General features: G+C 54.7%; 15 protein-coding genes. 13 read left to right on the top strand and 2 right to left on the bottom strand.

The genetic code is table 11. From position 1 onward, the window contains the following. The first annotated feature begins 22 nt into the window (after positions 1-22). Entirely contained in the window at positions 23-1,807 is a 1,785-nt protein-coding gene (locus ACLM7Z_RS12915; RefSeq protein ID WP_435645280.1) for an ABC-F family ATP-binding cassette domain-containing protein, read from the top strand. Here the strand turns inward: ACLM7Z_RS12915 and ACLM7Z_RS12910 are convergent, their stop codons facing one another. Both ACLM7Z_RS12910 and ACLM7Z_RS12905 read right to left on the bottom strand, forming a co-directional pair. Continuing rightward, on the bottom strand, positions 1,808-2,410 hold the full coding sequence (locus tag ACLM7Z_RS12910) for a manganese efflux pump (RefSeq protein ID WP_087017705.1): 603 nt from the start codon (positions 2,408-2,410) through the stop codon (positions 1,808-1,810). 256 nt (positions 2,411-2,666) lie between these two features. Continuing rightward, complete coding sequence (locus ACLM7Z_RS12905) at positions 2,667-3,977, bottom strand: alpha-amylase family glycosyl hydrolase (RefSeq protein WP_087017707.1); 1,311 nt, start codon at positions 3,975-3,977, stop codon at positions 2,667-2,669. A gap of 308 nt (positions 3,978-4,285) precedes the next feature. On the opposite strand from ACLM7Z_RS12905, the gene rplS reads away from it, so the two are divergent. The 12 genes from rplS (at position 4,286) to ACLM7Z_RS12845 (ending at position 14,187) form a co-directional block, all read left to right on the top strand. Further along, on the top strand, positions 4,286-4,627 hold the full coding sequence (rplS, locus tag ACLM7Z_RS12900) for a 50S ribosomal protein L19 (RefSeq protein WP_087017709.1): 342 nt from the start codon (positions 4,286-4,288) through the stop codon (positions 4,625-4,627). Between the two features lie 161 nt (positions 4,628-4,788). Next, complete coding sequence (gene lepB / locus ACLM7Z_RS12895) at positions 4,789-5,352, top strand: signal peptidase I (protein WP_087017711.1); 564 nt, start codon at positions 4,789-4,791, stop codon at positions 5,350-5,352. A gap of 9 nt (positions 5,353-5,361) precedes the next feature. Beyond that, positions 5,362-6,264, top strand: a complete 903-nt coding sequence (ylqF, locus tag ACLM7Z_RS12890; RefSeq protein ID WP_087017713.1) for a ribosome biogenesis GTPase YlqF — start codon at positions 5,362-5,364, stop codon at positions 6,262-6,264. Then, positions 6,251-6,877, top strand: a complete 627-nt coding sequence (locus tag ACLM7Z_RS12885) for a ribonuclease HII (RefSeq protein ID WP_242969772.1) — start codon at positions 6,251-6,253, stop codon at positions 6,875-6,877. Before ylqF ends, ACLM7Z_RS12885 begins: the two co-directional genes overlap by 14 nt. Then, positions 6,874-7,221 (top strand): YraN family protein, encoded by a 348-nt coding sequence (locus ACLM7Z_RS12880; RefSeq protein WP_087017715.1) that lies wholly within the window; start codon positions 6,874-6,876, stop codon positions 7,219-7,221. Before ACLM7Z_RS12885 ends, ACLM7Z_RS12880 begins: the two co-directional genes overlap by 4 nt. Further along, positions 7,221-8,174 (top strand): dipeptidase, encoded by a 954-nt coding sequence (locus ACLM7Z_RS12875; protein WP_435645279.1) that lies wholly within the window; start codon positions 7,221-7,223, stop codon positions 8,172-8,174. Before ACLM7Z_RS12880 ends, ACLM7Z_RS12875 begins: the two co-directional genes overlap by 1 nt. 46 nt (positions 8,175-8,220) lie before the next feature. Beyond that, entirely contained in the window at positions 8,221-9,714 is a 1,494-nt protein-coding gene (gene thrC, locus ACLM7Z_RS12870; RefSeq protein ID WP_435645278.1) for a threonine synthase, read from the top strand. A gap of 2 nt (positions 9,715-9,716) precedes the next feature. Further along, a complete protein-coding gene (locus ACLM7Z_RS12865) occupies positions 9,717-10,418 on the top strand; it encodes a metallophosphoesterase (protein ID WP_435645277.1) in 702 nt (233 codons plus the stop codon). A gap of 72 nt (positions 10,419-10,490) precedes the next feature. Continuing rightward, complete coding sequence (gene tig, locus ACLM7Z_RS12860) at positions 10,491-11,780, top strand: trigger factor (RefSeq protein ID WP_087017724.1); 1,290 nt, start codon at positions 10,491-10,493, stop codon at positions 11,778-11,780. A gap of 49 nt (positions 11,781-11,829) precedes the next feature. Continuing rightward, entirely contained in the window at positions 11,830-12,420 is a 591-nt protein-coding gene (clpP, locus tag ACLM7Z_RS12855) for an ATP-dependent Clp endopeptidase proteolytic subunit ClpP (RefSeq protein ID WP_087017726.1), read from the top strand. Between the two features lie 159 nt (positions 12,421-12,579). Then, positions 12,580-13,854, top strand: coding sequence for an ATP-dependent protease ATP-binding subunit ClpX (clpX, locus tag ACLM7Z_RS12850; protein WP_273350002.1), 1,275 nt, complete (start codon positions 12,580-12,582; stop codon positions 13,852-13,854). A gap of 15 nt (positions 13,855-13,869) precedes the next feature. Then, positions 13,870-14,187 (top strand): DUF3846 domain-containing protein, encoded by a 318-nt coding sequence (locus ACLM7Z_RS12845; RefSeq protein WP_087017730.1) that lies wholly within the window; start codon positions 13,870-13,872, stop codon positions 14,185-14,187. Positions 14,188-14,312: the final 125 nt, after the last annotated feature.

Genomic DNA, 14,312 nt, shown 5'->3' with positions numbered 1-14,312 from the left:
GTTGTGTATGGGAGGGAGCAGTATGGTACTACTCAATGCGGAGCATATTTCACTCAGCTGGGGAGAAAAGGTGCTGTTTGACGACGTTGGATTTGCGCTGGAGGAACACGACAAGGTCGGATTCATCGGTGTCAACGGCACAGGAAAATCGACATTTTTGCGCATTCTCGCGGGTTTACAGGAGGCGGATGAAGGAACTGTGACGCTGGCGAACGGTGCGCGCATCGGTTATCTGCCACAGGCACCGGATTTTTCGGAGGATATCACAGTATTGCAGCAGGTGTTCCGCGGTGCATCGACGGAATTTGCGCAGGAACGCGCATATGAAGCGAAGACGCTGCTCACACAGTTGGGCGTTGCGGAATTTGACAAATCCGTGCGCCGGTTGTCCGGTGGACAGAAAAAGCGCGTGGCGATTGCATCCGCACTCATCAATCCGAGTGAAATTCTGATTCTGGACGAGCCGACCAACCACATCGACAACGAAACGGCGGCATGGCTTGAACAGCAGCTGAAGGCATACCGCGGCGCGATTGTCATCATCACGCATGACCGATATTTTCTCAACCGTGTGACAAACCGCATCTGTGAGCTGGATCATGCGAAGCTGTATTTTTACGACGAGAATTATGAGGGCTTTGTTGCGCGCAAGGCGGAGCGCGAGGCAAGCGCCATTGCATCCGAGCGCAAGCGGCAGAGCCTGCTGCGGCGTGAGCTGGAATGGATGCGGCGCGGTGCACGTGCGCGCGGCACCAAGAGCCGCAGCCGCATCGAACGCTTTGAGGAGCTGTCCAGCCGGAATCCAATTCAGGAAGCGGATACACTGGAGCTGAAATCTATTTCCACGCGCCTTGGCAAAAAGACCATCGAGGTTTCCCATCTGACAAAGGGCTGGGATGGTGTGACGTATATCCGCGATTTGAACCTGATAGTGGCGCGGAAGGACCGGATCGGCATTGTCGGACGAAATGGCACGGGAAAATCGACCTTTTTGCGCATGCTGACCGGCCGTGCGCAGCCGGACAACGGTACCATTGAATTCGGTGAAACGGTTCGCATTGGATACTTTGCGCAGGACTGCGGACATATGGATGACAATCAGAAGGTGATCGAGTTTATTCGTGACATCGCGGAAACCGTGCGCACACCAGACGGCACATTGTCGGCCTCCCAGATGCTGGAAACCTTCCTGTTTTCCGGTGAATCACAGTGGACACGCATTGGCAGCCTGTCCGGCGGAGAAAAGCGGCGCCTGTACCTGCTCAGTGTTATCATGAGTGCGCCCAATATTCTGCTGCTGGACGAGCCGACTAATGACCTCGATATTGAGACACTGACCATTCTGGAAAGCTATCTGGAACATTTCGACGGCGCAGTGCTTGCAGTATCGCATGACCGCTACTTCCTCGACAAAATCGCCGGGCGTATTTTTGAATTTCGTCCGGATGGGCATGTCAGGGAGTACCTGGGTAATTATGCCGATTATCTGGAAAAGCGCGGAGATGCGCCGGAAGCGGTGTCGAAGAAGACAGAAGCCGCGCCGAAGCCGCGTAAAAAGCCGAGCGAAAAGCTGCGCATGAGCTATAAGGATCAGTATGAACTGGAGCATATCGAGGACGAAATTGAGGCGATGGAACAGCAGCTTGCGGGCTTGCAGGCGGAGCAACAGGCGAATACCTCAGACTTTGTGGCGCTCCAGCAGCTTGCCGGACAGATCGAAGAACTGTCCGCGAAGCTGGAGGAACGAACCGAACGGTGGATGGAGCTACAGGAACTGGCAGAACGCATCGAGCAGCAAAACAGTTGATTACAGCACCAGCTTGCATATGCCGAGCGCCATGAGCGCGAAGCCGCACGCCATCGAGCGTGCTTTTTCGCCCGGAATAGGCAGCTTTGTGCCGAACCATCTGCCATACCAGACGGCGAAGAAATTCCACACAAATGCGATGCCAAACAGCGGCAGCAACGCAAGACCCTCTGTCAGGATGCCCAGACCACCGATCAGTGAGTCGATGGACACCGGGACGGCGAGCACAATGGCCTCTGCCGGGGAAAGAACCTTGGAATTGTCCTTGTCCGCTTGTGCATGGTCGAGAAAGACTGCCGCACCGGTGCGCAGCGGTGCAAGCCACCGGCTCTTGGTTCGCTGAACGGCGAGAGAGATATGATCGCCGCAGAGCTGCATCAGACCGATCAACATGAGTGCGAAAAAGCCGAGCAGACGGATGTACAGCTCCGGCAGGTCGTCGAACAGGATATTTTTGCCCGCGGCAGACACGAGCAGGAATCCACTGCTTACAGCCGCCATGCAGAGGCGCGAGTACCATGGAATCCAGATGTCTGAGGTGCCGCAGGCCATGGCGGCAAACATGACGTCCATCGTGACGGCGATGATGATAAAAAAGTCCAAAAAAATCCCCCCTGAAAAAAACCGCCCGCATTCGGTACAGCCATTTGTATGACAGAACCGAGCGAGCGGTGATTTTTTCAGATGGGGAAGTGTTTAGGTGCTATCTGAAAACCGAGAAAATGACGAATATTTCGCAAAGGCGAGGTCGATTCCAGACAAAAGCACGCAGGAATCCGTTCGGATTTCAAGTGTTTTTAACGATGAAGCGATCTGCATTTGTAGGACTAGTCAAACGTTTCGACTTTTCCGATACGCCCTAAAAGACCTGCCAGTAAGCGGCGAAATAGGGCGGAAGCTCCGAGCCGCCGCCGAAGTCGTGAACTTCACCGGTAATCAGGTCGCGGGCGCGTCCAGCCTCTGCGTTGAAATGTGCGGTAAACGGCTGGTCATCCGCGTTGATTGCAACCATGACGCGCTCATCTTCAAATGCACGTTCAAAAATAACCTGTTTGGTCGTGAGCAGGCGCGTGGTGAAATTGCCGTAGCACAGCGCCTTCGAGTTTTTCTTCGCCTCTGCGAGCTTTGCGATGAATGCAGTCAGCTCATTGCTCTGCGGCTCGTCGAAGCACGGACGGAGATTTGCATCCGAACCGGGCTGCTTGACTGCTTTTTCCCCCCACTCACTGCCGTAATAGATGCACGGGATGCCAGGCATGCCGACCATCAGTGCGTAAATCAGCGGCAGGTGTTTTTCATTTTGCAGGATGGAAGCGACACGTGTGACATCGTGGTTGTCGACGAAGGACAGCAGATGCTTGCCCTTGTACAGTGTCCAGTATTCCGGGCCGAACTGGCGCTGGAGCGAATGTGTGATCTCGAACATGTTCATGCTGTTGAACGACGAATACAGGCCCTTGTAGCAGTCATAGTTGGTGCAGGCATGCAGCATGCCGTCCGCGAGGAACGGAGAACAGTCGCTGCTCATGACCTCGCCGACAAGGAAGAAGTCCGGCTTCAGCGTGTCGCAGAACGCGCGCAGGCGGCGCATAAAGTCGCGGTCGAGGGAATAGGCGACGTCGAGGCGCAGGCCGTCGATGTCAAATTCCTCAACCCAGCCGCGGATGCAGTCGAAGATGTGCTGGATGACTGCCTCATTGCGCAGATTGAGCTTGACCAGTTCATAATGACCCTCCCAGCCCTCATACCAGAAGCCGTCGTTATAGTTGGAATTCCCGTCGAAGTTGATGAGGAACCAGTCCTTGTACGGAGAGTCCCATTTCTTTTCCTGTACATCTCGGAAAGCCCAGAAGCCGCGGCCGACGTGATTGAATACGCCGTCCAGCACGACACGGATGCCGTTTTCATGCAGCGTGTCGCAGACCGCTGCAAAGTCCGCATTGCTTCCCAGGCGGCAGTCGATTTTGCGGAAGTCACGGGTGTCATAGCCGTGGCTGTCCGATTCAAAGACAGGGGAAAGATAGAGTGCATTGCAGCCGACCGAAGCGATGTGCTTCGCCCATGTGGCGATTTTGCTCACACGGTTGACGGTTTTGCCGTCGTTTTCCCACGGCGCACCACAAAATCCCATCGGATAAATCTGATAAAAAACGCTCTCATATGCCCACATAACGAAAGATGACCTCCTCGATATGAAAAAGTGAAGTGCTATTGCCACCATATTATACCATATTTGTGAACATGCAACAACAAATCTGTACAAAAAGTCGTGGTATTTTTTGTATCTTTCTCTTGCTTTTTCGCAGAATTCATGGTAGACTTATTAACCGAAACCGGACAATCCTCTGTCCACCCGGTCACGGGGCGTGGCCACCGGTCCGCTGCGGCGCAGCATTGTGCCCGGAGTTCTTCCACGGCGGGCGGGATCTGAGGTTTTAAGAGAGACACGATTGTCTAAGATTGAGAGGAGAAAATACGATGGACTTAGTAAAGGTTCTCGCAGAGCAGCAGATCAAGACCGACCTGCCGGAGCTCAAGGTTGGTGACACCGTCAAGGTACACCAGAAGATCAAGGAAGGCAACCGTGAAAGAATTCAGATTTTCGAGGGTACCATCATCGCTATGAAGCATAGCGGCATCAACAAGTCTGTTACCGTAAGACGTATTTCCTACGGTGTCGGCGTTGAGAAGACCTTCCCGGTACATTCCCCGAACATCGCAAAGTTCGAGGTTGTTCGCAACGGTAAGGTTCGTCGTGCCAAGCTGTACTACCTGCGCGGCAGAGTCGGCAAGGCGGCGAAGGTTCAGGAAAAGCTGTAAGTTTCAGCCTAAATTCAGAACCACAAAGGAGAGGACAGCTTATGTTCCTCTCCTTTTTTCTTTGTTTTTGTCCCGGATAGGTAAAACTACTTGCCAAGTACCCATAAAGCGGTATATTATAACAATATATATGCTTATCCGACGAAAGGATGATGGAACCAATGCGCAAACAAAACAAAGCTGCCGCGGAAGAGGAAGCATCCCGGTTTCACAGCGAGCTGTTCGATTGGGGCGAGGCCCTGCTGATCTCACTGGCGACTGTGATCCTGATTTTTGTCTTCGGCGTCCGTATCATCGGCGTACAGGGCTCGTCTATGGAGCCGACCCTTCAGGATGCCAACCAACTGCTCGTGTCCAACCTGTTCTATACGCCCCAAAAGGGCGATATCGTGATTCTGACGAAGGATTCCTTTATGGAGAGCCCGATTGTCAAGCGCGTGATCGCCACAGAGGGGGATACAGTCGATATTGACTTTGACACAGGTGTTGTCACGGTCAATGGCGAGGTTCTCGAGGAGGAATACATTGCGGAGCCGACAACGACCTTTTACGATGTGACTTTCCCGCAGACGGTGCCGGAGGGCTGCATTTTTGTCATGGGTGACAACCGCAATCATTCGACTGACAGCCGCTATGCTGCGCTCGGTATGGTGGATACGCGCTATGTCATCGGCAAGGTTTTGATGCGCATTTATCCGTTTAATGAAATTGGAACGGTATCATAAGGAGGATTCATGAATATACAGTGGTATCCCGGCCATATGACGCGCACCCGTCGACAGATGGCGGAAAATATCCGACGCGTGGACGCGGTGTGCGAGGTCGTTGATGCACGCATTCCGCAGGTCAGCCGCAATCCGGATATGGATGACATTGCAGCCGGTAAGCCGCGCCTGCTTGTGCTCAACCGCACCGACCTGGCAGACCCGGAGTCGACAAAGCTGTGGGCGGCGTATTACCGCAGACAGGGGTATGCCGTGCTGACCACCGACTCGAGAAGCGGTGCCGGCGTGGCGAAATTTTCCGCTGCCGTGCGCGCAATGCTGGCGGACAAAATCGCGCAGTGGAACGCGAAAGGGCAGACCGGTAAGCCGGTTCGTGTCATGGTTGTCGGTATTCCGAATGTCGGCAAATCCACATTTATCAACCGGGTGCTCGGCCGGAAATCTGCGAAGGCGGCGGATAAGCCAGGCGTGACGCGCGGCTCGCAGTGGTTCCGCGTTGAAGGCGGCCTTGAGCTGCTGGATACGCCGGGCATCCTGTGGCCAAAGCTGGACGATGAGCGCACCGGTATTTACCTGGCCGTCACCGGTGCAGTCAAAGACGATATTCTCGACGTCGAAACACTGGCGTGTAAGCTGATGGAGATTCTCTATCACCATTCACCGCAGTCTCTCACCGGGCGGTATAAAATTGAACTTCCGGGAGAGGATGAGGAATTTGATTTCCTCGGCTATGAGCTGCTGATGCGTGCCGGACGCAAGCGAGGCTTCCTGATTTCCGGCGGCGAGATCGATACAGAGCGCATGGCACGCATTCTGCTCGACGAGTTCCGCGGCGGAAAGCTCGGACGCATTACGCTGGAGACACCGGACGAATACGCTGGCGCGGAGGGACAGGACGATGAAACAGAATAAGCCGTCTGTCCTGCTCACGATGGACAAAGAGGCGGAAATTCGGGCACAGGGCTTTGCCGCCGTGTGCGGCATCGACGAAGCCGGACGCGGTCCGCTCGCCGGGCCGGTGGTCGCGGCGGCAGTCATCCTGCCGGATGGCATCGAACTGCCCGGCGTCAACGATTCCAAAAAAATTACCGAGAAAAAGCGCGAGGTACTGTTTGACTTTGTCAAAGAACATGCACTGGCGTGGGGAATCGGTGAAGCGAGCGAAGCCGAAATCGATGAGATCAATATTTTGCAGGCGACCTTTCTGGCGATGCGCCGCGCGGTAGATGCGCTGCAAATTTCGGCGGATTTTGCGCTGGTCGATGGCAACCGCATCAGCGGGCTGGATATCCCGTCGGAGTGCGTCATCGGCGGCGACGGCAAGGTTTTGTCGATTGCGGCGGCGTCTATTCTGGCAAAGGTCACGCGAGACCATTACATGCGCGAAATGGCGAAACAGTACCCGCAATATGGCTTTGAAAAACACAAGGGGTACGGCACCAAAGCGCATTATGCGGCGATTGAACAGTATGGCATCTGCCCCTTGCATCGTAAGACTTTTTTGAAAAAGGTGCTGAACAAATGACAACCGGGCAGCGCGGCGAACAGCGGGCGGCAGAGTTTCTGGAGCGGCACGGTTATGCCGTGCTCTCCCGCAATTACCGCACCCGGTACGGCGAGATTGATCTGATCTGCGCGGGTGCGGGCTGCATCGCATTCGTCGAGGTCAAGACGCGCAGCAGCACGAAATTCGGCGCGCCGCGCGAAGCGGTCACGCTGTCCAAACAGCACAGGATGATACTCGCAGCACAGAAGTGGCTGTTGGAACATCCCACAGCGTTGCAGCCCCGTTTTGATGTTGTGGAGGTGTTGGTTTCCGGTGATCTGTGCCGCATCAATCATATCCCCAATGCATTCGAGGTGTCCTGATGGATTATTTTGACCTGCACTGTGACACAATTTACGAGTTGAGCGAGTACGGCCTGTACCGCCGGTCACGCGGCACGCTGCGCGAAAATGGCGGACAGCTCGATCTGGCGCGTACTGCGCGGTATGCGCACTATGCGCAGGTGTTTGCGCTGTTCTGCGGTTCGACGCCTATACAGACCGAAGAAGAGGCACATGTGCGCTTTACGCACCTGCTGCAAACGGCGCAGAATGCCTTTGCTTCCTGCTCGGATGTGCTGGTACATTGTAAAACGGCAGACGATTTTGCAGCCGCAGAGCGGCAGGGGAAGGTGGCAGCCTTCCTGTCCATCGAGGGCGCGGAGCTTTTGCAGAGCGAGGCGGACATACAGGCAGCCATTGACGCGGGCGTGCGCATTGTCACACTGACCTGGAATCATCGCTCATGCTATGGCTGCGGTGCGGCGGCGGACAACGATGCCGGACTGACCAAAGCAGGCATTTGGCTCGTGCAAAAGCTGTCGGCGCACGGCATTGTTCCCGATGTGTCGCACTTGTCTGAGCGCGGCTTCTGGGATCTGATGCAAAATACCTCAGCGCCGGTTCTGGCGACGCATTCCAACAGCAGGGAAGTGTGCCCGCATCTGCGCAATCTGACCGACGCACAGTTTACTGCCATTGTGCAGCGCGGCGGTCTGGTTGGTATCAATCTGTATGTGCCGTTCCTGACGCGGAACGCACATGCGGAGCCTTCAGACATTCTGCGCCATATCGAGCATTTCTGTGCGCTCGGCGGCGCGGACAGTCTGTGCATTGGTGCGGACTGGGATGGCTGTGACCGACTGCCCGACGGCATTTCGGACGTAACCGGCATAGAGCGCCTCGCGGAAGCGCTGGCGCGGCACGGTTATACCGATATACAGATTCGCAATCTGATGTATGACAACGCAAAACGGTTCGTGACAGCGAACTTTTGATAGATACTTATTCTGAGAATGAAACAACCCGGGAGGTTTTCAAATCATGGATTATGTAAGCACAAGAGACAAAAATCTGACCGTCAGCGCCGCCAAGGCGATTGCAACAGGCATTGCGCCGGACGGCGGCCTGTATTGCCCGACGGAAATCCCGCAGCTGACGGCGGATGACTTTGCCGCCCTGTGCGCGAAGGATTACCGCGGCAGAAGCGCTGATATCCTTGGCCGCTTTCTGACCGATTTTACTGCGGAGGAGCTTGAGACCTATGCAGCGCGCGCCTATGCGGATGAGAAATTTGGCGGCCCGGATACTGCGCCGCTGGTCAAGCTGGAAGACGGCACGTATATTCTGGAGCTGTGGCACGGTCCGACCTGTGCGTTCAAGGATATGGCGCTTCAGATGCTGCCGCACCTGCTGACTGCATCGCTGCGCAAGACCGGTGAGCAGCGCACGGCCTGCATTCTCGTTGCCACTTCCGGCGATACCGGCAAGGCAGCGCTGGATGGCTTTGCGGATGTGGAAGGCACCAAGATTATGGTCTACTATCCGGTGGACGGTGTCAGCACGATTCAGAAGCTCCAGATGGTCACCCAGAAGGGCAGCAACGTACAGGTCTGCGCCATCCGCGGAAATTTTGACGATGCACAGAGCGCAGTCAAGAAGATTTTTACCGATAAGGCATCGATTGACAAGCTGGATGCGCAGGGCATGACGCTTTCGTCTGCAAACTCCATCAACTGGGGCAGACTGGCACCGCAGATCGCCTATTATGTTTCGGCGTACTGCGACCTGCTCAACCGCGGTGATATCAAGCTGGGCGATCCGATCAATGTCTGCGTGCCGACCGGCAATTTCGGCAACATCCTCGCGGCGTATTTCGCAAAGCAGATGGGCGTGCCGGTTGCAAAGCTGATCTGCGCCTCCAATGAGAACAACGTCCTGACCGATTTCTTCATCTCCGGCGGTACCTATAACCGTGTCCGCCCGTTCCACACGACAATTTCCCCGTCGATGGATATTTTGATTTCCAGCAACCTGGAGCGTTTACTGTTCCTGGTTTCCGGCTATAATGACACCATGGTTGCTGATCTGATGGCACAGCTGGCAGAAACCGGAACGTATACCGTACCGGAGGATGTCTTTGCAAACATCGGCAGCCAGTTCGATGCGGGCTTCTGTGACGATGCACAGACCAAGCAGACGATTGCGCGCCTGTTTGAGGAAAACAAGTACCTGTCCGATACGCATACTGCCGTTGCTGTCAAGGTTTATGAGGATTACCGTGCGCGCACGGGCGACACAACGCCGACGGTGATTGCGTCTACTGCAAGCCCGTTCAAGTTCTGCCAGAGCGTCATTTCTGCGCTGGGCGGCGAGGTCACAAGCGACGGTACTGAGCTGCTCGACCAGCTGCATGACATGACCGGCGCACCGGTACCGGCTCCGCTGGCAGCCCTGTCCGGTCTTAAGCCGCGCTTTGATCTGGTCATTGACCGCGAGGACATTCTGGGAACGGTTGACCTGCTGAACAAAATCTGAGCATGGCGCTGTACACAATCTCTGACCTGCATCTGTCACGCGGCGTGGAAAAGCCGATGGATATTTTCGGTGGCAGATGGCAGGGCTATATGGAGAAGATTGAAAAGAACTGGCGGGCGATGATTTCGCCTGAGGATACGGTTGTCATCGGCGGGGATATTTCGTGGGGCATCAGCCTTTCTGAAGCCCTGCCGGACTTCCAGCTGCTCAGCAGCCTGCCCGGAAAAAAGATCATCGGGAAGGGCAATCATGACCTGTGGTGGAACACCGTCCGGAAGATGAGGCAATTTTTTGAGGACAACGGCATAAAAAATATCGATTTCCTCTTTAATAATTGTTTCATTTATGATAACATTGGTATTTGTGGAACCCGCGGATGGTTTTTCGAGGAATCCTTTAAGGAATGCCATGACGAAAAGATTTTCCGGCGGGAACTGATCCGGCTGGAAGCATCACTCAAGGCCGCAAGAGCACAGGGCGCAGAGGAAATCATCTGTTTCCTGCATTATCCGCCGATCTATGCGAATTTCCGCTGCGGCGAGATCATTGAGCTGATGCAGCGCTATGGCGTCGGACGGTGCGTGTACGGGCATCTCCATTCCGACAGCCTGCGCTACGCCGTGACCGGCCTGCATGACGGCATCGATTTTACGCTGGTATCGGGCGATTATATTGATTTTACGCCCGTCCTGCTAAAAAAATAGAAAAAAATGTAGCCAAAAAGCCAACTATCTGATAGAATAGATTGGACATATTATTAGGAGGAGTCATTTAACATGGAACTCAAGAATACCGAGAAGCTGGAACACAGCCAGGTGAAGCTGACCATCGCTGTTTCCGCTGAAGAATTAGATAAGGCAAAGGACGCCGCATACAAGAAGAGCAAGAACCAGATCCAGGTTCCGGGCTTCCGCCGTGGCAAGGCTCCGCGCAAGGTGATCGAGAAGCTGTACGGCGAGGGCGTATTCCTGGAGGACGCGCTGAACATCGTCTATCCGGAAGTTTATCCGAAGGCTGTTGAGGAAGCTGGCATCACTCCGGTTGGCGCTGCAACGGTTGACGTTGACAACATGACCGCAGAGGGATTCGACTTCATCTGCACCGTTCCGGTTGAGCCGGAGGTCACCATGGGCCAGTACAAGGGCGTTGAGGCCGAGAAGGCTGATGCTACTGTAACCGAGGATGACATCAAGGCAGAGCTCGACCGTCTGGCACAGCGCGCTGCAAGCACGGAGACCGTTGAGCGCGCAGCTGCTCTGGGCGATACCGTTGTCATTGACTTCGAGGGCTTCGTTGACGGCGAGGCATTTGAAGGCGGTAAGGGCGAGGACTTCAACCTGAAGCTGGGCTCCGGCACCTTCATCCCGGGCTTCGAGGATCAGCTGGTTGGCAAGTCTGCCGGCGAGGACTGCGATGTAAATGTTACCTTCCCGGAGGAATATCAGGCTGAGGAGCTGGCTGGCAAGCCGGCAGTCTTCAAGTGCACCGTTAAGTCGGTTATGGAGACCATCCTGCCGGAGATGGACGACGAGTTCGCAAAGGACGTTTCCGAGTTCGAGACGCTGGAAGAGCTGAAGAAGGACACCGAGTCCAAGATCGCCGAAAGCAAGAAGAATGCTGCTGACCGCGACTTCGAGGAGAAGATTCTGGACAAGGTTCTGGAAGGCATGGAAGCTGACATTCCGGAAGCAATGTACGAGAGCCAGCTGGATAACATCATGCAGGACTACGGTTACCGTGTTCAGCAGCAGGGCATCAAGCTGGAGGATTACGTCAAGCAGATGGGCATGGAGATGTCTGCATTCCGCAATATCTTCCGCGATCAGGCTGAGCGCCAGGTCAAGGTTCAGCTGGCAATGAAGAAGATTGCTGAGCTGGAGAACATTGAGCCGTCGGAAGAGGACATGAACGCTGAGTACGACAGACTGGCTGAGATGTACGGTCTCGAGGTCGAGAAGGTTCGCCAGTTCGTACCGGAGGACTCCATCAAGTCCGACCTGACCATGTCCAAGACGATGGAAATGCTCAAGGAAAACGCTGTTGTCGTCGCAAAGGCTGCTGAGTAAACAACCCTCCGACGATACATACCCCCAATGGGGAAGGAGGAGTATTTTTATGAGTTTGGTACCTTATGTTGTAGAGCAGACCAATCGTGGAGAGCGTTCGTATGATATTTTCTCCCGCCTGCTCAACGACCGCATTGTCATGCTGTCCGAAGACGTCAACGACACCACCGCGTCGCTGATCGTTGCACAGTTCCTCTATCTGGAGGCGCAGGACCCTGACAAGGACATTCAGTTTTACATCAATTCGCCCGGCGGTTCGATTACGTCCGGCATGATGATTTATGACACCATGCAGTACATCAAATGTGATGTATCGACCATCTGTGTCGGCATGGCGGCATCGATGGGCGCATTCCTGCTGTCCTCCGGTGCAAAGGGCAAGCGTTTTGCGCTGCCGAACAGTGAGATCATGATCCATCAGCCGCTGATCGGCGGCAATGGCCTGTCCGGTCAGACGACCGACGTCAAGATTCACACCGATCATCTGGTGCGCACCAGAGACCGCCTCAATGAGATTTTGGCGAAGAATACCGGCAGACCGATTGAGGAAATCGCACGCGATACCGAGCGCGACAACTTCATGTATGCCGACCAGGCGAAGGAATACGGTTTGATCGATCAGGTCATGGTTCACAGATAATTGTTACCCGATCACCGGAACGGCTGGCGTACAGCCGTTCCGGTGATTTCGCCATGTGATCCTGTCTTCGGGTGCGCGCTGCGGACGCGATGGCGGGCTATTTACTATTGGGGCGCATTGGTGCGTGATCCGGTACGCCCCGGGAATTCGAGGTGTATTATGGCACGAAACGACGATAAGCGTGAGATTCGCTGCTCGTTTTGCGGCAAACCGCAGTCGGCTGTACACAAGCTGATTGCCGGCCCGAATGTATATATTTGCGACGAATGCATCAACATTTGTCAGAGCATTCTGGACGAGGAATTTGGCCTTGCCGATGACGAATTTGCCGCTGCGGCAGCAGAGGAGAATGCGCCTTCTCTGGAAAAGCTGCCTACCCCGCGCCAGCTCAAGGAAACGCTCGATCAGTATGTCATCGGGCAGGACCGCGCAAAAATCGCGCTGAGCGTCGCGGTGTATAATCACTATAAGCGTATTTTCAACAAGGATATGGATGATGGTGTGGAGCTGCAAAAGAGCAACATCCTGCTGGTCGGCCCGTCCGGCTCGGGCAAGACGCTGCTTGCGCAGACACTCGCAAAGACGCTGGAGGTTCCGTTTGCCATTGCGGATGCGACGACGCTGACCGAAGCCGGTTATGTCGGCGAGGACGTCGAGAACATCCTGTTGCGCCTGATTCAGGCGGCAGATTTCGATGTCGAGCGCGCTCAGCGCGGCATTATCTATGTCGATGAGATCGACAAGATCGCGCGCAAGAGTGAAAATCCGTCCATTACGCGCGACGTCAGCGGCGAAGGCGTACAGCAGGCGCTGTTGAAGATGCTGGAGGGTACGATTTCCAATGTTCCGCCGCAGGGCGGACGGAAGCATCCGCATCAGGAGTTCATTCAGATCGATACGACCAACATCCTGTTCATCTGCGGCGGCGCATTCAATGGTCTGGAAAAGATCGTAGAAGCGCGCACTGGCACGAGCAGTATGGGCTTCGGCGCACAGATCAAGTCCAAGGAAGAAAAGGATGTCGGCACGGTGCTGCACGATCTCGAGCCTCATGACCTGATGAAGTTCGGCCTGATTCCGGAAATCATCGGTCGCCTGCCGGCACTGGTTACGCTGGATTCGCTCGACCGAGAGGCGCTCATCCGCATTCTCAAGGAGCCGAAAAATGCGCTGGTCAAGCAGTATCAGAAGCTGCTCGCCATGGATGGCGTTGAGCTGATCTTTGACGACGACGCGCTGGAGCGCGTTGCGGATATTGCGCTGGAACGCAAGACGGGTGCGCGCGGCCTGCGCGGTGTCATCGAGGATGTCATGACGGAAATCATGTTTGAAATCCCGTCCGACGATACGATTGCATCCGTCCGTATTACAAAGGAAGTCATTGACAAAACCGGCAAGCCGGTTGTCACTCAGAAGGCTCCGAAATCTGCATAACAGGAGGAACGGAACATGGACGTATTGAATCCTTATATTATCCGTGCCCTCTATGTCCGTCCGGGCGAACAGCCGAAGGAGGAATTCCTCAACGGCACGGAGGCGCAGATGGAGGATCTTGTCGACGGAAGAATTGCATCAATCGGTGTTGATGAAGGTATTTGTGTCATTCACAATGCTTTTTCCGACCGACTGAACATGCAGGAAAACCGTTCGATTTACAATGAAACCTTTTATGGCCCGATCCTCGTTGTCGGCTTTGACGAGTTTGGAAACATCATCTCGTTGAGCGATGACAATTTCAATTATTACGAAAACCTGCTCAAGCTCTGAGGATGTAGCGGCCTGCGCCTGCGGACAGCAACTGTGTCTGCGGGCGCTTTTTTTGCGGATTTTCATACTGTATTTGTATAAATTGCACAGGACTCGTCTTTTTCACGGTGAAGCGGTGCAAAGTG

The sequence above is a fragment of the Butyricicoccus porcorum genome (assembly GCF_051246315.1).
In the GTDB taxonomy this organism is placed as follows: domain Bacteria; phylum Bacillota; class Clostridia; order Oscillospirales; family Butyricicoccaceae; genus Butyricicoccus_A; species Butyricicoccus_A porcorum.
The sequence above is the reverse complement of the archived record's forward strand: the minus strand, read 5'-3'. Positions and strand labels throughout refer to the sequence as shown.